This window comes from Pseudarthrobacter sp. MOO14, from assembly GCF_058267675.1.
In genome coordinates, this window is record NZ_CM177849.1 from 220,979 (window position 1) to 239,136 (window position 18,158).

Sequence of the window (18,158 nt, forward strand, 5' to 3'; positions counted from 1 at the left end):
CTCAGCCGTTGCGGCCGGCCGCGGTCTTAGCGATCAGGACCTTCTCGTCCACCGGAGCCTGGCCACTGGCACGCTCATTCCGGAAGTGCGCACGGGCCTCGTCCTGGCGCACCTTTTCGGCACCCGTGGCGATGGCGGCGCGGACATGGTCCTCCCCGTAGCCGAAAGCGTCCACCAGGTCCACGGCGTGGGGACGGATCCTCTCCAGCAGCCGGTTGATGTAGCCGCCCACTGTCCGTGCCCGCTGCATGGAGAGGCGGCCGTTCATGAGGTACCAGGACAGATTCTTCTCGATCAGGGACAGGCCAAAGAGGTCCCGCAGCCAGGTCAGGACCTTCCTGGTGCCCGGGTCGGCCACCTGCTGGAGCGCCTCGGTAAAGGCCTCCCACTGCAGCAGCTCTGCGTGTGCCTGGGCAGCGTCGATTAGTTCGTTCTGGTGCCTGTTGAACAAGGCGGCGCCCTTGTCCTGCGAGAGGCGCTTGCTGCCCTTGAGTGCGGCACCCGCCTCAGCCACCATGGTCTGCACCCTGTCGGTCAGGAGCGCGCGCTGGCCCTCCTCGTCGCGGAGGGCGATCGCAGCCTTCTGGACCGACCCGGTGTCCGCCACGAACTGCGCCACCTGGCGCAGGCCGGTGCGGTGGACCGCGGCGCCGGCCGCCTGGTTTACCACGTAGCGCGCCAGCACGCCGAAGTCCACGTTCCGGAACTCCTTGGCGTAGTCGGCGAGCAGGCGCTTGGCCACAAGCTGCAGCAGCACGGTGTTGTCGCCCTCGAACGTGGCATAGACGTCAAGGTCGGCCCGGAGCGAGGCGAACCGGTTCTCGATCAGGAATCCGGCACCGCCGCATGCCTCCCGGCACTCCTGCAGGGTATCCAGCGCGTGCCAGGTGCTCAGCGGCTTAAGCGCCGCCGCCAGGGTTTCGAGGTCCTGGCGGTCCGCGTCGGTGTCGTGCGCGCCGGAGAAGACGTCGTCGAACTTCTGCAGCAGCTGTTCATGGGCAAAGCCGGCAGCATAGGTGGTGGCGAGGCGGGTGAAAAGCCTCCGCTGGTGCCGCTGGTAGTCCAGCAGGACTTCCTCGTCGGTGTGGGACGAAGCGTTGAACTGGCGGCGTTCGGTGGCGTACTGGATGGCCGCCTTCAACGCCAGCTTGGACGCGGCAACGGCAGCGCCGTCCAGGGACACGCGGCCTTGGACCAGCGTTCCCAGCATCGTGAAGAAGCGGCGGCCGGGACTCGCAATGGGGGACGTGTAGACGCCATCGGCGTCCACGTTGCCGTACCGGTTCAGGAGGTTGGTGCGCGGGACGCGGACGTTCGTGAAGTGCAGGCGGCCGTTGTCGATCCCGTTCAGGCCGCCCTTGATGCCATCATCCTCGCCGCCGATGCCGGGCAGGAACTCCTTGGTGTCCGGGTCCCGGAGGTCAACATAGAGTGCGTGGACGCCGTGGTTGACTCCCCTGGTGACAAGCTGGGCGAACACCACTGCTCCCAGTCCGTCCGTGGCAGCGTTGCCGATATAGTCCTTCCACGCTGCACGGAACGGGGTGTGGATGATGAATTCCTCGGTATCGGGGTCATAGGTGGCCGTGGTGGCGATGCTGGCAACATCCGAGCCGTGCCCTGTTTCCGTCATGGCGAAGCAACCGGGGATGGCCAGGCTCATGATGCCCGGCAGCCACTTGGCGTGGTGTTCGGCCGTGCCCAGGTGCATGACGGCCGAACCGAACAGCCCCCACTGGACCCCGGCCTTGATCTGCAGTGAAGGATCCGCCACCACGAGTTCCTCGAACCCGGCGATGTTTCCGCCGTGGTCGTCGGAGCCGCCCAGTTCCGCCGGGAATGCGCGGTGGACGGCGTTGTTGTCCACGAGGTATTGCAGCTGGCCGAATACCCGTTGGCGATGGTCCGTATGTGTCAGGCCTTCGACCTTGTGCAATTCCGGCCGTGCAGCCAGGTCCCGGGCTTGGAGCCGGACATCGGCCCACTTTCCCAGGAGCTGCCGGCCCAGGGCCGCGACGTCGACGGCGGGTGCAGGGGTGTCGGCTACGGGGTTGGCTGCCGGGGTTGCCGGGGAGCGGAGCCCTTTTCGGGCGGTGCGGTCCACTACGTCAGTCATGTCACAGTCCTTCTTTGGCGGATAACTTGGTGGTCGGTGGGGCGGGGGTGAGTTCGGGTGCTATGCCAACACACAGCCACGCCGTAATGTGGCGGGCCATGGCTTCCTGGCTGGGCTTGGTGGGGGAGTCCGGAGTGTTGAGCCATTGCTCTCCAGCGTTCCGTACCAGGCCGATCGCGGCCCGGGGCCAGAACCCGATGACCGTTTCCCCCACATCACCCAGGTGGGAGCGCATGGGCGCAGCGATCATGTCCGCAATGGCATCGAAGAAGTGGCCCAGGGCGCCGGCCGACGTCGCGGGAGATGTGGGTTCCGTGGGCTCGGCGGGGGTGTAGCTGGTGACGAATGCATAGACGCTGGGGCTGGTGTCCGCCATCTGCAGGTAGGCCGAGACCATCGCGAGCAAGCCTTCCCGCGGCGTCACGGCACTCTGCGCGGCTTCCTTGATGCGGTTCTGCATCTGGCTCAGGACCACTTCCCCCACCGCCTGTTGCAGGCCGGCTTTGTCCCCGAAGTAGCGGTAGAAAACGGACTTGGAGGTTCCTGCCGCGGTGGCGATCTCCTCCATGGACGCATCGCTTCCGAGGGCATGGACCGCTCTGCGGGCCTGCTTGATCAGCTCCCGGCGGCGTTCCTCGCGGTGACTCTGCCAGCGTGCCGAGCGGCCGTCTGAACTGGCGGCAGGCGGGAGCTCGACGGTAAGCGGAAGGCTGGAAGTGTGGAAGTTCACGATACCCAGCGTATCAGGTACGCTGGGTATCGGTAACCGCATGTGAGCAGAGGAGCCACCCATGTCCATCGACGGACAGTCCACGCCAGCACCTGACGAATCAGTTCGACCAGCAGTTTCTGCGCCGCGCAAGGCGGTGATTGTTGGCGGCAACAGGATTCCCTTCGCGCGCGCCGGCGGCGCCTACGCAAAGTCCTCCAACCAGGACATGCTGACCGCAGCCCTTGACGGCCTGATCGCACGGTTCGGCCTCCAGGACGAACGGATCGGACAGGTTGCCGCAGGAGCCGTCCTGAAGCACTCCAGGGACTTCAACCTCACCCGGGAAGCCGTCCTGGGGTCTGCACTGTCCGCCGAAACCCCGGTGTACGACCTCCAGCAGGCATGCGCCACCGGGCTCGAAACCGTGGTGGGGCTGGCCAACAAGATCAAGCTGGGACAGATCGATTCCGCCATCGCCGGCGGCGTGGACTCAGCCTCTGATGCCCCCGTGGTGGTCAGCGAGGGGCTCCGCGACATCATCCTTGACCTCAACCGCGCCAAGTCGCTTCCACAGCGGCTCCAGATCCTGAGCCGCCTCCGGCCAAAGGACCTGGCCCCGCTGGCACCCGGTACCGCGGAACCGCGCACCGGCCTGTCCATGGGGGAGCACCAGGCGCTGACCACGGCGCAGTGGCAGATTTCCCGCGAAGCGCAGGACGAACTGGCACTGAACAGCCACCGTAACCTCGCAACCGCCTATGATTCAGGCTTCTTCGACGACCTGCTGACTCCCTACCGGGGACTGACGCGGGACGCCAACCTCCGCGCTGATACTTCCTTGGAAAAACTGGCATCGCTGAAGCCGGTGTTCGGCAGGAACCTGGGCGCCGGCGCCACCATGACAGCAGGCAACTCCACCCCGTTGACCGACGGCGCCTCAACCGTCCTTCTTGCCTCCGACGACTGGGCCGATGCCCGCGACCTGCCCAAACTCGCCGCCGTGGTGGACGCCGAAGCCGCAGCAGTGGACTTTGTACACGGCAAGGATGGCCTGTTGATGGCCCCGGTCTTCGCCGTGCCGCGGCTCCTGGCCAGGCAGAACCTGACACTGGGAGACTTCGACTTCTTCGAAATCCATGAAGCCTTCGCCGCCACGGTCCTCAGCACGCTGGCCGCCTGGGAGGACGAGGAATTCTGCCGGACCCGTCTCGGGCTTGACGGCGCGTTCGGCAGCGTCGACCGTTCACGCCTCAACGTCAACGGATCTTCGCTCGCGGCGGGTCATCCCTTCGCCGCCACCGGCGGACGGATCGTGGGTTCGCTGGCCAAGATGCTGCACGCCAAGGCGGACGCGGAGGGCCGGCCCGTCCGCGGCCTGGTGTCTGTGTGCGCGGCGGGCGGCCAGGGCGTCGTCGCGATCCTGGAATCGGTGTAGGGGGCAGTCATGACGGATACATATACCCAGCTGGTCAACAGCGGTGCGGGCCGCAACCTGGCCAGAAAGCTCGGACTCCCGCAGCCCGCAGTGCTTCGGCGCTACCAGCCAGGACAACCGCTGGTCGTTGGCCCGGTCGTCGTCGTCGGAAACAGTCCTGCGGCGGACAGCCTCGCCACCGAACTGCTGTCGTGGGACCTCGATGTCCGGAGGCACGCCGTTCCGGCCGAAAAGCTGGGCGCCATCATCCTGGTCCTCGACGAGCTGGAGCATCCCGCGGATTTGGAACAGCCGGTACTCTCCGCTGCAGGTTCGTTGCGGGACCTGCAGGCCGGAGGTCGGGTCATTGCGGTGTCCCGGCCCGCGGCGGGCGTTTCTTCCCCTGCAGCAGCGGCTGCCCGCCAGGGCGTGGATGGTTTCCTGCGTTCCCTGGCCAAAGAGCTGCGGGCGGGCGCCACGGCCAACGGTGTCCTCCTCTCGGACGGCACCACCACCACGAGTCCCAGCGCACTGGGCGCCATCAGGTTCTTCCTTTCCAGCCGCTCGGCATTTGTAGACGGGCAGTTCCTGACGGTCTCTTCCCCGGACGGTGCGCTTCCCGCCAACACAGACCGGCCGCTGGAGGGCAAGGTCGCTGTGGTGACAGGCGCAGCCAGGGGTATCGGCGCGCAGATTGCCCGGACCCTGCACCGCGACGGTGCCATGCTGGTCCTGGTTGACATTCCGGCGGCGGGTGACCAGCTGGCGGCCGTGGCCAACGAGGTGAGGGGTACGGCGCTGCAGCTGGACATCAGCGGCGCAGACGCCGGGGTGCGGATCCTTGAGCATGCAGCGCAGCGGCATGGCCGCCTGGATATCGTGGTGCACAATGCCGGGATTACCCGGGACAAAATGCTGGCCAACATGGACCATTCCCGGTGGAACGCGGTCATCAACATCAACATCGCAGCCCAGCTTCGGATCAACGAAGCCCTCCTCGCCGCGGACCACTTCCGCTCGTCACCGCGGATCGTGTCAGTTGCCTCCACGAGTGGCATTGCCGGCAACAGGGGCCAAACCAACTACGCCGCCTCCAAAGCAGGCGTGATGGGAATGGTGCGGGCCACGGCACCGCTGCTCGCCGCCAGTGGCGGCACCATCAATGCCGTCGCGCCCGGGTTCATTGAGACCGAGATGACTGCGCGGATCCCTTTTGCGGTCCGTGAGGTGGCGCGCCGGCTCAACTCGCTGCAACAGGGAGGCCTTCCCGCGGACGTGGCCGAAACCATTGCCTTCCTGGCCAGCGACGCCGCAGGTGGTATCAACGGGGAGGTGTTGCGGGTGTGCGGTCAAAACCTGGTGGGGGCATGACACTCCAGCAACCTTTGATCCTGGCGGAGATGCCCTCGCTGTCCAAGCTGTATGTCAACGCCGCCGCCCAGGCAGCACGTCGCAGGCTCCTGGGAACGCATGATTCCGCCGATCTTCCGGCCGAGAGCCACGACGTCAGGGGCGTCACCGTGGACGTTGGAAACCTCACGGCGTACCAGCACCTCATTGGTGAGACCGCCAGTGACGTCCTGCCTGCCGGCTTCATCCATGCCCTGGCCTTTCCCCTCGCCATGAGCGTCATGAACCGCGACGACTTCCCACTGCCGCTGCTGGGGATGATCCACCTGCGCAACAGCGTTGAGCAGAGAACGCCGTTGGTCTTCACGGACGTGCTTGACATGACCGCCAGGGTGGAAAATCTTCGAGGCCACCGGGCAGGGACGCAGGTGGACGTCGTGGCTGAGGTGCGACGCGCGGGCTCGGCGGACATTCACTGGCGCGGAGTTTCCACCTACCTGGCCAAGGGGTTGTTCCTTCCCGGCATCGACAAACCAACCGCCGCGGCGCCGAAACCGGAATTCACTGCTCCGGCACCGACGGCGCTGTGGCACTTGGGGGTGGACACAGGACGGGCGTACGCCGCCGTGTCAGGTGACTTTAATCCAATCCACCTGAGCGTCCTCTCGGCCAAGGCGCTGGGGATGCGCCGGTCGATAGCCCACGGAATGTACCTCGCCTCGCGTGCGCTCGCCGACGTCGGTCCCGCCCGGGGCGACGCCTTCAGCTGGGACGTGGAGTTTGAAGCGCCGGTTTTCCTGCCGTGCCGGGTGGCTTTGGAGATCAGCACGGACCAGGCCTCGTCCGGTGCGTGGAAACATTCGCGCTATGTGGCCTGGAACCCACGTTCGGGGCGGCGCCACTTCCACGGCACAGTCTCAGCGCTTTAGGCAGTATGACGGTGCGCCGGATCAGTCCTTCGGCTTGGCGGCGCGCAGGATGCGGTGCAGGCTCAGGAGGACCGATTCGGAGGCCGGGACGGTGCCCTCCTCGGCTTGCCTGGCGGTGGTGGCGGCCATGCAGGCTTCCACTGCCGCCTTGGCCGCGGCATAGCGGTCCTGGTGATTGTTGTCTTCACCTTCGGAATCGATAGACAGCAATTCTCCAGTGGCCGTGATCGCAGCGGCCAGGGGTTCGGTGTCCTCGAGGGGAATCTCATACGGCAGGTCGTTGTTCCAGATCACGTCGGAAAGAACATCGGTCATGTCCTGGATATGGAATGTCACCTGCTCCAGGTTCTGCAACTCGCGGTAGTCCTGGTCGATGTCCCTCGGATGCAGCTTTCGCCGCGGGTTGGCGCGCCGGCTGGCATCAGCTTCCTTGACCAGGTGGCGTACCGATCTTGCCGCGTCGGACAGCTCCTCCGACCTGCGCGACCATTCCTCGTGTTCCGGCGGCCATTTTTCCGTCAGGGCCGCACCCATGTCGGTCAGTTGCCTGCCAAGGGCGCGCCTGAGTTCGGCCAGGCTGGTGGCGGCCGCGTTCAGGTGCAGGGGTGGAAAGATCAGGAAGTTCACGGCGATGCCCACTGCCACTCCAGCGGCCATTTGCAGGAGGTAGCCGTAGGAGAAGTCCTCGGCATTCCTGCCGCCGACCAGCAGGACCAGGAGCGCGGCCGTTGGAATCCAGTCACTGCCGGAGCCGATGCCTGGCAGCCCGCCCAACAGCACTCCGACGCCCATGAAGAGAGCCACCGTCAACGGTGAGGGATCGGAAATGCTGACCAGGATGAACGCCAAACCGATCCCCACGGCAAGTCCCGCGATGGCCTGGAGTCCGTTCCGGACCGAGCCCGCGACGTTGCGGTACATGGCCACCAGGGCGCCCAGCGGCGCATAATACGTGTAGTGCGACGCCGCCCCGGGCATCAGCGGAGCGATTGTGAAAGCCAGGCCCGCTGCGAGCGCGGCTTTCGCCGCCAGTTGCAGCCGTTGCGCTGCAAAGGCAGCGGAAATTCCTTCCACCGATTGTTTGAGAAGTTGGGTCCCCCGAGCCCACCGTGCGTCCGGTCGTGCTTGAGTATTGCCCATCCGGCCACAGTAAGGCCGGCATCCCGTCAGGACAAGCCGGCCGCGGAACGCCGCACTTCGGAGGCCAGCCGGTGGGCCCTGCCCGGGGTCCGCCCTTCCTCCTGGCGGCGGGGGACATATCCGAAGCCAAGGGCGTAGGAGGGATCCGCAAAGCCAAGGGCAGCGTTCGCTCCCTCATGCCCGAATGCGCGGTGGCTGCCGAAGTTCCTTGACGGGTGCGGTTTCATGAAGACGACGGCGAACGCATTATCGAGCCCAGAGGACCGGTCAAGGCCCCACACCTGTTCCCGTGACATTGCTTCGATGGTTGTGGCCTCGAGGAAGGGACGGCCGCCGTCGACGCCGGTGGTTGCGGCGGCGTAGAGGCGGGCCAGCCCCTCGGCGGATCCCACTCCTCCGGCCGCGGACATGCCTGCTGCCCGGATTGCGCGGATGTTCGGCAGCTCCATGATGGTGCTGACGGGTGCGTTGCCGTTAATCCCTTCCAGGCTCAGCGGGTCCACCCATCCCTGGTCGGGGGTGTCCTGGTAGAGGACGTCCCGGTACCGCGGTTCCAGTTCTTCCGGCAGGCCGAGGAAGAAGTCCACGCCGTGGGGCGCGCGGATCCTTGCTTCGTAGACAGCCTGCAATGGCTCGCCGGCGGTGCGTCGGCACAGCTCCTCCATCAGAATTCCAATAGTGAGGGCGTGATATCCGAACTGCCGCCCCGGCTCCCAGAGGGGCGGTGACGCGGCGAGCCGCGCCGCAGCCTCGGGCGTGGTGAACTCGGTGAGCCCGAACCCGCCGTCGATACCCAATAATCCGGCCTGATGGGACAGGGCTTCCCGGACCAGTAGCCTGTCTTTGCCGTGGGCGGCGAACTCCGGCCAGTAGTGGGCCACCGGACGGTCCAAATCGAGGAGGCCGTCCTGGACCAGCAGTGCGATGACCATCGCACCGACGCCCTTTGAACAGGAGTACGCCCCCGTCAGGGTGTCCGGCGCCATGTCCGGGCCTCCAGTCAGCCGGACCACCTGCCGGGATCCCTGGTAGGCCGCCAGTTGGGCGCTGTACCGGGGGTCCTCAGCGAGCAGGGTCTCGAACAAGGCCAGCACGTTCTCGTATCCGGGGGCGACGAAGCCAAGGGAAGTCTGCATGCCTCCCAGCATAGGGGAAAGCGATTTCCTGCCCGGACTTTGCGGACTAGCCCACGGCTCCGTGTCCGGCAGCCACTTCTTCGCCCGGCCGTACCGGACCCGGCGGCGTGCCGTCTCCGAAGGGCCGGCCGCCAAGCGCTTCGCGGCCATGCGGGGTCAGCCAGCCAGCCAGGTCCGGCCCCTTCGGTACGATCCCGGTGGGGTTGATGTCCTCGTGGACGATGTAGTAATGCTGCTTGATCTGGACGAAGTCGGTGGTATCACCGAAGCCTGGAGTTTGGAACAGGTCCCGGGCGTAGCCCCAGAGCGCGGGCATCTCACTGAGCTTTTGCCGGTTGCACTTGAAGTGGCCGTGGTAGACGGCGTCGAAGCGGGCCAGCGTGGTGAAGAGCCTGACGTCCGCTTCGGTGATGGTATCGCCGACGAGGTACCGCTGGCGTGAGAGCCGCTCTTCGAGCCAGTCCAGGGCGGTCCAGAGCCGGTCGTACGCGGCGTCGTAGGCCTCCTGCGAACCGGCGAAACCGCAGCGGTAGACGCCGTTGTTGACTTCGGTGAAGACGCGCTTGTTGATCCGGTCGATCTCCCCGCGGAGGTGCTCCGGGTAGAGTTCCGGTGCGCCCGGCCGGTGGAAATCCACCCATTCGGTGGAAAAGTCGAGTGTGATCTGCGGGAAGTTGTTGGTCACGACTTCGCCGGTTGGTATATCCACGACGGCGGGGACGGTGATGCCCCGTGGATAGTCAGGGAAACGCTTGAAATAGGCCTCCTGGATGCGCTCAATGCCCAGGACGGGATCAACGCCACCGGGATCGAGGTCGAACGTCCAGGACCGGGCATCGTGGGTAGGTCCGGGCTGGCCCAGCGAGATGACGTCTTCAAGGCCCAGCAGCCTGCGGACTATGACCGTTCGGTTGGCCCACGGGCAAGCCCTGGCTGCAATGAGCCGGTACCGTCCCGCTTCCACCGGCCAGCCGGGTTCACCGTTGCTGCCGGGGGCGGCATCCCTGGTAATGCGGTCTTCGATGTAGTTGGTGTCACGGGTGAACTCCGCACCGCCGGTCACATATGCGCCTCGGGTGCTGTGCTCGGTGCTGTGGTCCGTCGCTGTGGGACTGCTGTCGGTTTCCTGGCTCATGGCACTAGCGTATGCGTCCGGCTCAACAATTCAGGCGCCGCCAAGCAGGATCCGGGAGACGGGCAGCCAGGCCGCAAGCCATGAGCCGGCCACGAGCGCGCTGAAGATGGTGATCCAGACGGCGGACGGCACGGAGGTGGCGCGGTACAGCAGGTATGCGTCGGAACTTTCCAGGCGGTCGCGACGCCGGAGGTGGACGTGGGTGAGTTTGGCCAGGTCCCGGACTGCGGCCACGAGCAAGGCGAGGCCGAAGATGACGGCGGCATGTCCGGCAGCCGAGGCCGTTGCCAGGAACGTGAGGGCAGCGGCGCCGGCCATGGCGGTCAGGGTGATGAGGAATCCGGCAACGTTGCGGAGGAACAGTATTGACGCGGCCAGGACCACCACGCTTGCCGCCATGGCTGCGGCACCCCACCCGGTGACTCCGCACCACACGAACGCCGCACCAACGAGTGCCGGGACCGGATAGCCCCAGAAACACGACCAGGCAGCGGCAACACGGCTCCGGCTGTAGGCAGTCGTTGTTCCGGAGTGGTCCAGACGGAGCCGGATCCCGGACAGCCGCTGGCCCGAGGTTAAGGCGGCAACCGCGTGGCCCAGTTCGTGAGTTGCGGTGGCAAGGAGTCCAAAGTAGCGCCAGGAACGGCGCGGGATGGACAGCGCCGTGGCTGCTGCCAGGGACAGCAACATCTCTACCCAGGTGATGTTGGGCACGGGTGCCTGGGAGAAGGCCGTCGCGAAGGTGTTCCATACGCCAGCTGGGCTGTCCAACGCTGCCTCCTGGCTGCCGGGTCGTCGTCGTAAGTTCCTTGACGTCACGTTACCCACTTTGTCTGGGTGAACGCTTAAAACCGGAAGGCACGCCTTGTGCGGCGTGCCTTCCGGATGGTTTTCACGAGGGTCCAGGTGTTTCGCCCGGAACTGTTTCTTCCTAGCCTTCGCACTCAGTGCAGTAGCTGTGGCCGTCTTTCTGGCGCGCAATCTGGGACCGGTGCCGGACCAGGAAACAGGAGTAGCAGGTGAATTCGTCCTCTGCCTGCGGAATGACCTGGACTACGAGTTCCTCAGCGACGAATTCGCCGCCAGGGACGCCGGCGCCGTCCAGCCCGTCAGCTTCGTCCAACTCCTGCACAACACTGCGGGCGTCGGGAGCATTTGCTGACTGGAGCTGCTCAAGTGAGTTGTCCTGCGATTCCTTGACGTCGGAACGCAGTTCATCGTAATCGGTTGCCACTTTAGGTGCTTCTCTTTTCTTTGATTGGCTGTCGGGTATGAAACGTACAGCATCCGGCCCGTATTCCCCAATAGGAAGCGCCGCGGACGCTGTGGATTTAGGCGGCTTCGATGTGGATCTGCGCAGGGTCAGCCGGAGCCGTGGGGCCCTAAAATTGGGACTATGAGCACGGAGCTGGAGATCGCTTTGGTGTTGGGGACCGCACTCCTGTGGATGGCGGTGACGCTGACCATCCTGTCCGCCATTGACCGTCCGGAACGCAAAGCGCGGCGCCAGGAACGGCGTGATGTCCGGACGGAGAAACGTCGGATCGAGTACCGGCCTGCCGTGGCCGGTTCGCGTATCCACCGCCACTCCCGTCCCCGCAGGTTGCATCCGCACTGACGGCTTGGGGGGCAGGTGGGCGCACGGCGACCAGGCGGGCGGCGAGGCTGCCCGGTGCGGCTCGGCGCCCGCCGTTGAACACGCTCCCTGGGAGCCCTCCACACACCGCAAAGCCGGCTGCATAGTCAAGTCTTGACGGGGTTCTCAACGCCGCTGACACTTTCACGATGGGAGTAAGCGAAGAATTGCGGGCCCTCGGCCAAGTGGTTGACCGGTTGGCAGCGAGGTTTCCTACGCTGTCCAGGGAGCAGATCGAAGACGTGGTGCAGCAGGAGCACAGCATCCTTGATACCGGGAGGGTGCGCGCTTTCATACCGGTGCTTGTCGAGCATGCGGCGAGGGACCGGCTTTCGCAATAGTGCCCAGGCGGCGTCGCCGCCGCCGGTCCCCGCCGGTTACGGCGCGACGTCGATGAGCACCTTTCCGACGATGCCCTGTTCAACGGCGTCGTGCGCAGCGGCGGTCTCTTCAAGGGGGAAGCGGGTCAGCGGCAGCCCGTAGTCTTCGCCGACCCGGAGCGCGCCGGCCTCAAGGGCTCCGGAGACCGCAGCAACCGCATCCCGTTTCTGTTCGTCAGTCACCGTGTAGGTGAGGATGAATTGCAGCCGGACGTTTTTCGTCATGCCCTCGCGGATGGGCACGGTCAGTGACTCCCCGGGGTTTGCGGCGTAGACGGAGATCGTCCCGCCCGGCTTGAGCACCTCCAGGCCTGCCTCGATGTTTGCCGGAGCGTTAACCTCCACAATGGTGTCCACACCGTCCGGGGCCGCGTCGCGGACAGCACGCACCACGTCGTCGGTCCGGTAATTGATGACCGTGCCTGCTCCCGCCCGCCGGGCCAGTTCCGCTTTGTGGTCGCCGCTGACGGTGGTGATGACGGTTGCCCCGGCCCATCGTGCCAACTGGATGGCTGCATGACCCACTGCCCCCGCGCCGCCGGTGACAAGGACGGTCCGTCCGGCCAGGGCCCCGGGGGAGAGCCGGGACGGTCCGCCTTCGCTTAAGGTGAGGGCCCGGTGGGCAGTCAAAGCAGGGATGCCGAGTGAGGCGCCGGCGTCAAAGGACTCTCCGTCCGGAAGAGGCACAACCTTTCCGGCCGGGACAGTGACGTACTCCTGTGCGGTGCCTTCGTTGCCGCCCCACGCGACATCCCAGAGCCAGACACGGTCCCCGACGCCGAACCCGGCTACCCCGGCACCTACGGCATCGATCACCCCGGCTCCGTCCTGGTTGGGAACCTTGGGCGCGTCCAGTTTCCTGCTCCCGCCGCCGGAGCGTGACTTCCAGTCAGTAGGGTTCACTCCGGACACCAGCAGCCGGACCCTGACCTCGTCCTGGCCGGGGTCCACCAAGGGCCTGTCGCGGAGCTTCAGGACCGCCGATGGGCCCGTCTCTTCGTACACGATGGCCTTCATGTCTTCTCCCTATCCACGCTCGGCTGTAAGTACCGCTCCAACTTACCGCGCCCGCACAGTGCCACTGCAGGTTGTTCGTGCCGCGTGGCCCCCGTTGCGTGGCGCGAAACCTTCCTGCTTCCGGCGCCTAGAACCGGTCTGTGCCGCGGAGGGACCGAGGGCGCCCGTCCGGGTCCACGACAAGCCGGTACAGGGGATCGGCCCAGAGCCGGTGGAGGGGCGGCAGGGGCTCCATGGTGTGGCGCTGCACCTGTCCGGGAGGCCGAGGAGCGCGGCGCCCGTTTCGGTGCCACTGCGCAAGGGCATCGGCAGTGCTGTTCCACAAGTCCAGGCCGGCCGTCGGCTCAAGGAGCCGCGGGTCGTCGGGGTCCAGCCCCAGGTGCTCGGTCCACAGCTGGATCCGTAGCTCCCTGGCCAACGGCCCGGGTCGGGCAGGTTGGCCGGCCTCGCCGGGGCTGCCTCTTTCCGGTTGGGAGGTATCGACGACGGCGCACGTCAGTTCGCTGTCAGTGGTCCAGGACCGGCGGTTGAAATTGTCCGATCCGCAGGTAAACCAGGTGTCGTCGATAATGCAGATTTTGGCGTGGACGTAGATCGGCGTGCTGTCGCTGTTCTCCAGGTCGAAGACGCCAACCCGGTCCGGTGCGGCCCGCCGGATCATGGAGACGGCACGCTGTTGGCCCAGCCGCCTGGGCGGGCCGCCCAGCCGACCGTCAGAGTCCGGATAGCGAGGGACGACGATGATCACCTGGAGCGAAGGGTTGCGCTCCAACGCGGTTGCGATTCCGGCCGCGACATCTGTTGACCACAAATACTGGTCCTCGATGTAGATGAGGGAACGGGCCTGCGAGAAGGCTTTCGCGTAGGCGCGGGCAATGCTGCGCTCGCCGTTGGGAGCGAACGGGAAGGGTGGATGCTTCCGGCCGTACGTACGCAGCAGCTGGACTGCGTGCGGGCCCGCCGGCGGCGGGGGTGGGGCAGCGTCAGGCAGGGGCCGGGGGTGACGGGGCATCCGGGCCAGGCGCTGCAGCAACATGCGGTATGGCGTGTGCCGGTCCAACGGGTGGGGATCGTTCCAGCGTTCAGCGAAGACCGCCAGGACATCAGCCACTACGGGGCCACGCAGCTCCAGCGCGGCGTCGTGCCAGGGGGGCCGCTGACCGTACTTGGGGTCCATCTTCACCGCCTGCGGGTCACCGCCATGGCGGGCGTCATCCCGGCGGCTGTGTGAGAGGTCCAGCCCGCCAACGAAAGCGACGTCCTTCGATGGGTCGTCGCGACGGCGGATCACCACCAGTTTCTGGTGATGGGAACCGAAGAGGCGCACCCGCTGGTCCAGCAGCGCTTCGCCGCCTGCATCGTTGATTCGCCTGCTGAGCAGTTCGTTGGAGCGTCCACTGATGGGGGCCGATATCCGCTCTCCATGGGACCGCCAAACGAGTCCACGGACTTCCACCCCTGCCCGGGCCAGCTCCGCCAGCAGCGTGCCAATCGTTGGGCCGTCAGCGGAAAGCCGCTCATCGGCATCCCCCCGCCAGTCCGTGAACCACACCCGGTCACCGGCCTTGAGAGCCGACAATTCCCCGTGCAAGCGGGAAAAGTAGGACGCCCCGTGAATCAAGGGCCGCACCAGGTTTCCCTCTGACCACGCTGGTGATCCGTCGTTCAACGCTTGCACGGCACTGGCAGGATTTCCGCGCTCGGACCTGCTCAAAAACCACTTGCGGGCGATGTTGTCCAATCGGCGCTCCTTGTCGGGGCCCCGGGGCAGGCCGCTTCGTTCCCAAACTAGCCCATGGACGCGGCCCGCGGCGGTATCTCCGGGAGCGGCCGTTTCCTTGTTGTTCCGGGGAAAATTGGGAAAATTGTTACCCCTGTGCAGGCTATTTCGACCGCATCGACAGTACGATGAGCACGTTCCAGTCACTTCTGACACCTGGGGGAAACCTTGAGCTATCCGCAATACCCGTCGCAGCAGCCCTATCCGCCGCAGCAGTATCCGTCCCAGCAGTCCTGGCCCGGCGGGGAACCCCCTCTCTGGGCCCCTTACTATGGCGCCCCGTTCCCGGTGGCGGTCAAGCGGTTCTTCAAGAAGTATGCAGCCTTCTCCGGCCGGGCCAGCAGGAGCGAATACTGGTGGTGGACGCTCGTCGCCATCATCGTCGGCATCGTCCTGAACATCATCATCAGCTCCGGCATGGTGGCGTCAACGTCGACTTACGGCAGCGCTCCGCAGCTGGGTCCTGGTGCAGTTGTCGGACTGATCCTGGGCATGATCTGGGGCCTGGCCACCATCGTCCCGTCGCTGGCCCTGACGGTCCGCCGCCTGCATGACAGCAACAAGAGCGGCTGGCTGATCCTGCTGGGACTCATTCCGTTCGCGGGAGCGATCGTCCTGCTGGTCTTCACCCTCATGGGGCCGGACCCGGCCGGGCAGCGGTTCGACCAGCCCACTCAATAACCCAGCTGCCGGCCCGCCGGAAAGGCAGGGGTAAGGAAGAGGGGAAGACCACCATGGTCTTCCCCTCTTTCATGTCTTGGGCCCGTCGCATTCCCGGGTGGCGGCAGGTAGCGGCTGCAGCGTTTGGGATCAGCGATCGGCCGTTGTCCGTGCCAGGTGACCTTGGAGGACATCGCGGACCGAAGTCCACCGGTGCGGCCCGTACCGGTGGTTGTCGACATGGCGGAGTTCGGCCTGGCCGCTGAACATGCTGAAGAAATACTGCATGCCCTGCCAGGCCGGAAAGGTTCCCTCCCTGTCCTTCGAGAAGCGGCGGCCGATCCTGCCCATCGCCGACAGGGTCCCGGTGGTTCCGGCCCACTGCAGCGCAAAGGGCTTTCCCGTGAGTTCGGTCATGGTCCGGGCAACGGAACGGGCAGTGACCCGGTCACCGGCCACTTCGACAACCCGGGGCGCGTCCTTGTCGAGCGCGACAAGCGCGACGACGCGTGCCACATCATCTTTGGTGGTGAAGTCGAGGATTTGGTCGGCTGAGGACCAGTAGAGGACCCGGCGGCGCGAGAACAGGATCATGGGCGCCTGCCCGGTGAGCATGTCCGCAAACGCACCGTTCAGGACGGACGTCACGCGGAGGGGAGCGGCGTCGAGTTCCGCGGCGAAATCACGGCGGAGCTCGAAGTTCCGGTTGCTGCCGGGAGTGACGCGACGGTAGTCGGCGGAGTAATCCGACGGGATGAACCGCGCCACACCTGCCTCGATGGCGGCTGCGAGGAGCGACCTTTGCGCGTCGATGATGACCGGACGCGCCCCGCTGACAGCCGAGATGACCGTGTCGACGCCGGACAGGGCAGAGACGAGGCCGGCGTGGTCCGTGTAGACGGCCTCGCGGACCTGCACGCGATCCGCCCCGCCGAAGACTTTCTGCGCCCTGCCGCTCCCGGGACGGGTAAGGACCCGGACGAGCGTGTCGTGGCGCAGCAGCTCACGAACAATACGTTGGCCGAGATCGCCGGTGGCTCCGGCGACAAGGACGGTACTGGTAGTCATGGCTGCCTTCCCGGTGGGATTGGTGGTGCGACGCCGGGAAGGAACCCCGGGGATCGCCTGGGGTTGCCCGGATACAGAAAAACCCCGGAAAATCATTGATTTTCCGAGGTTTCCCAATGTGCGCGGAGGGGGACTTGAACCCCCACCCCCTTTCGAGGACTAGCACCTCAAGCTAGCGCGTCTGCCATTCCGCCACCCGCGCAGGTGGTATTTCGGGAAGCCGTCCCGCCTTTCAGCGTTTCGCGCCTCTCCGAAGCAGCGAGAAAAACTCTAACATGACTTTTCGGGAAGAACGAATCGGGCCGAATGGGTAGGCTGAGGACAGCGGTTCAGCTCGTGCCACCCAGTCATTCCCTACCAAGGAGATACCAATGCCTGACGTCCTGCCCGAGGATGAAGTTGTCCGGATTTGCCAGGAACTCATCCGGATCGACACGTCCAACTACGGTGACGGATCGGGTCCGGGCGAGCGGGCAGCTGCTGAATACACCGCAGGGCTGATCGAGGAAGTGGGATTGGACGCGGAGATCTTCGAATCCGCCCCGGGCCGCGCCAGTGTTGTGAGCCGCTTGGCGGGGGAGGACCCTTCGGCAAGTGCCCTGGTGGTCCACGGCCACTTGGACGTCGTGCCCGCCCTGCGTGACCAGTGGTCAGTGGACCCGTTCGGCGCGGAACTGAAGGACGGGCTTATCTGGGGACGCGGCGCCGTCGACATGAAGGACATGGATGCCATGATCCTGTCCGTCATGCGCAGCTTCGCCCGGGACGGCAGGAAGCCCAAGCGCGACATCATCTTTGCGTTTTTCGCCGATGAGGAGGCCGGCGGCGTCTACGGCGCCCGGTACGCCGTGGACAACCGTCCCGAACTCTTCGAGGGCGCCACCGAGGCAATCTCGGAGGTGGGCGGTTTCTCCGCCACCATCGGCGGCCAGCGCACCTACTTGCTGCAAACCGCCGAGAAGGGGATCTCCTGGCTTCGGCTGGTGGCCCATGGCAGGGCCGGCCACGGCTCGCAGATCAACACGGACAACGCCATCACCCGACTGGCCGCGGCTGTCACCCGCATCGGCGAGTACAAATGGCCCATCGAGCTCACCCCCACGACCCGCCAGTTCCTTGACGGAGTGACTGAACTCACCGGAGTGGAGTTCGACGCCGACAACCCGGACCTCTTGCTGGACCAGCTTGGCACCGTGGCCCGCTTCGTCGGCGCCACCCTGCAGAACACCACCAACCCCACCCTCCTCAAGGGCGGTTACAAGCACAACGTCATTCCGGAGTCAGCCGAAGCCCTTGTCGACTGCCGCACGCTGCCCGGCCAGGAACAGCAGGTCCTGGAAATCGTCCGCGAGCTCGCCGGCACCGGCGTGGATGTGAGCTATGTCCACAACGACGTCTCATTGGAGGTTCCCTTCGCCGGGAATTTGGTGGACTCCATGATCGATGCCCTCCACAAGGAGGACCCGGGCGCCAAAGTGCTGCCCTACACCCTCTCCGGTGGCACGGACAACAAGTCGCTCAGCCGGCTGGGGATCACCGGCTACGGCTTCGCACCGTTGATGCTTCCGGACGAGCTCGACTTCACTGGTATGTTCCATGGGGTGGACGAGCGGGTCCCGGCCGATTCCCTCAAATTCGGCGCACGGGTGCTGAACACCCTGCTGACCAACTACTAGGGGACGGCT

Annotated in this window: 17 protein-coding genes and 1 tRNA gene; 7 read left to right on the top strand and 11 right to left on the bottom strand. The window is 65.8% G+C overall.

Annotation, left to right across the window (positions count from 1 at the left end; all coding sequences use genetic code 11):
* Nucleotide 1: 1 nt before the first annotated feature.
* A complete protein-coding gene (locus tag AC4EEV_RS00990) occupies nucleotides 2-2,116 on the bottom strand; it encodes an acyl-CoA dehydrogenase family protein (RefSeq protein WP_491329947.1) in 2,115 nt (704 codons plus the stop codon).
* A 1-nt stretch (nucleotide 2,117) separates the two neighbouring features.
* Nucleotides 2,118-2,846 carry a TetR/AcrR family transcriptional regulator gene (locus AC4EEV_RS00995; protein ID WP_491329948.1) on the bottom strand — a complete coding sequence of 243 codons (729 nt, stop codon included), beginning with the start codon at nucleotides 2,844-2,846 and terminating at the stop codon, nucleotides 2,118-2,120.
* A 61-nt stretch (nucleotides 2,847-2,907) separates the two neighbouring features.
* Here AC4EEV_RS00995 and AC4EEV_RS01000 point away from each other — a divergent pair, with 61 nt between their 5' ends.
* The 3 genes from AC4EEV_RS01000 to AC4EEV_RS01010 are packed head-to-tail and all read left to right on the top strand — an operon-like array spanning nucleotide 2,908 to nucleotide 6,521.
* Complete coding sequence (locus AC4EEV_RS01000) at nucleotides 2,908-4,263, top strand: acetyl-CoA C-acetyltransferase (protein WP_491329949.1); 1,356 nt, start codon at nucleotides 2,908-2,910, stop codon at nucleotides 4,261-4,263.
* Between the two features lie 9 nt (nucleotides 4,264-4,272).
* Entirely contained in the window at nucleotides 4,273-5,613 is a 1,341-nt protein-coding gene (locus AC4EEV_RS01005; protein ID WP_491329950.1) for a 3-oxoacyl-ACP reductase, read from the top strand.
* Nucleotides 5,610-6,521 carry a MaoC family dehydratase gene (locus AC4EEV_RS01010; RefSeq protein WP_491329951.1) on the top strand — a complete coding sequence of 304 codons (912 nt, stop codon included), beginning with the start codon at nucleotides 5,610-5,612 and terminating at the stop codon, nucleotides 6,519-6,521. Before AC4EEV_RS01005 ends, AC4EEV_RS01010 begins: the two co-directional genes overlap by 4 nt.
* Nucleotides 6,522-6,542: 21 nt before the next feature.
* Here AC4EEV_RS01010 and AC4EEV_RS01015 read toward each other — a convergent pair whose 3' ends face one another.
* From AC4EEV_RS01015 to AC4EEV_RS01035, 5 genes are all read right to left on the bottom strand, one after another.
* A complete protein-coding gene (locus AC4EEV_RS01015) occupies nucleotides 6,543-7,595 on the bottom strand; it encodes an FUSC family protein (RefSeq protein WP_491329952.1) in 1,053 nt (350 codons plus the stop codon).
* Between the two features lie 92 nt (nucleotides 7,596-7,687).
* A complete protein-coding gene (locus tag AC4EEV_RS01020) occupies nucleotides 7,688-8,797 on the bottom strand; it encodes a serine hydrolase domain-containing protein (protein ID WP_491329953.1) in 1,110 nt (369 codons plus the stop codon).
* A 46-nt stretch (nucleotides 8,798-8,843) separates the two neighbouring features.
* Entirely contained in the window at nucleotides 8,844-9,932 is a 1,089-nt protein-coding gene (locus tag AC4EEV_RS01025; RefSeq protein WP_018761321.1) for a glutathione S-transferase family protein, read from the bottom strand.
* Nucleotides 9,933-9,962: 30 nt separating this feature from the next.
* Complete coding sequence (locus AC4EEV_RS01030; protein ID WP_491329954.1) at nucleotides 9,963-10,703, bottom strand: M50 family metallopeptidase; 741 nt, start codon at nucleotides 10,701-10,703, stop codon at nucleotides 9,963-9,965.
* 160 nt (nucleotides 10,704-10,863) lie between these two features.
* Nucleotides 10,864-11,166, bottom strand: a complete 303-nt coding sequence (locus AC4EEV_RS01035; protein WP_018761323.1) for a DUF4193 domain-containing protein — start codon at nucleotides 11,164-11,166, stop codon at nucleotides 10,864-10,866.
* A gap of 162 nt (nucleotides 11,167-11,328) precedes the next feature.
* On the opposite strand from AC4EEV_RS01035, the gene AC4EEV_RS01040 reads away from it, so the two are divergent.
* Nucleotides 11,329-11,550: a hypothetical protein gene (locus tag AC4EEV_RS01040; protein WP_018761324.1), complete on the top strand. Its 222-nt coding sequence runs from the start codon at nucleotides 11,329-11,331 to the stop codon at nucleotides 11,548-11,550.
* 167 nt (nucleotides 11,551-11,717) lie between these two features.
* Nucleotides 11,718-11,909, top strand: a complete 192-nt coding sequence (locus AC4EEV_RS01045) for a three-helix bundle dimerization domain-containing protein (protein ID WP_491329955.1) — start codon at nucleotides 11,718-11,720, stop codon at nucleotides 11,907-11,909.
* 36 nt (nucleotides 11,910-11,945) lie between these two features.
* Here AC4EEV_RS01045 and AC4EEV_RS01050 read toward each other — a convergent pair whose 3' ends face one another.
* Nucleotides 11,946-12,965: an NADPH:quinone reductase gene (locus AC4EEV_RS01050; RefSeq protein WP_491329956.1), complete on the bottom strand. Its 1,020-nt coding sequence runs from the start codon at nucleotides 12,963-12,965 to the stop codon at nucleotides 11,946-11,948.
* A gap of 127 nt (nucleotides 12,966-13,092) precedes the next feature.
* Entirely contained in the window at nucleotides 13,093-14,544 is a 1,452-nt protein-coding gene (locus tag AC4EEV_RS01055; protein WP_491329957.1) for a phospholipase D family protein, read from the bottom strand.
* 369 nt (nucleotides 14,545-14,913) lie between these two features.
* Here AC4EEV_RS01055 and AC4EEV_RS01060 point away from each other — a divergent pair, with 369 nt between their 5' ends.
* A complete protein-coding gene (locus AC4EEV_RS01060) occupies nucleotides 14,914-15,426 on the top strand; it encodes a DUF805 domain-containing protein (protein ID WP_491329958.1) in 513 nt (170 codons plus the stop codon).
* A 129-nt stretch (nucleotides 15,427-15,555) separates the two neighbouring features.
* Here AC4EEV_RS01060 and AC4EEV_RS01065 read toward each other — a convergent pair whose 3' ends face one another.
* On the bottom strand, nucleotides 15,556-16,473 hold the full coding sequence (locus AC4EEV_RS01065; RefSeq protein WP_491329959.1) for an NmrA family NAD(P)-binding protein: 918 nt from the start codon (nucleotides 16,471-16,473) through the stop codon (nucleotides 15,556-15,558).
* 119 nt (nucleotides 16,474-16,592) lie between these two features.
* Nucleotides 16,593-16,675, bottom strand: a tRNA-Leu gene (locus tag AC4EEV_RS01070).
* A gap of 169 nt (nucleotides 16,676-16,844) precedes the next feature.
* Between AC4EEV_RS01070 and AC4EEV_RS01075 the strand changes: the two genes are divergently transcribed.
* On the top strand, nucleotides 16,845-18,149 hold the full coding sequence (locus tag AC4EEV_RS01075) for a M20/M25/M40 family metallo-hydrolase (protein ID WP_018761330.1): 1,305 nt from the start codon (nucleotides 16,845-16,847) through the stop codon (nucleotides 18,147-18,149).
* Nucleotides 18,150-18,158 lie beyond the last annotated feature (9 nt).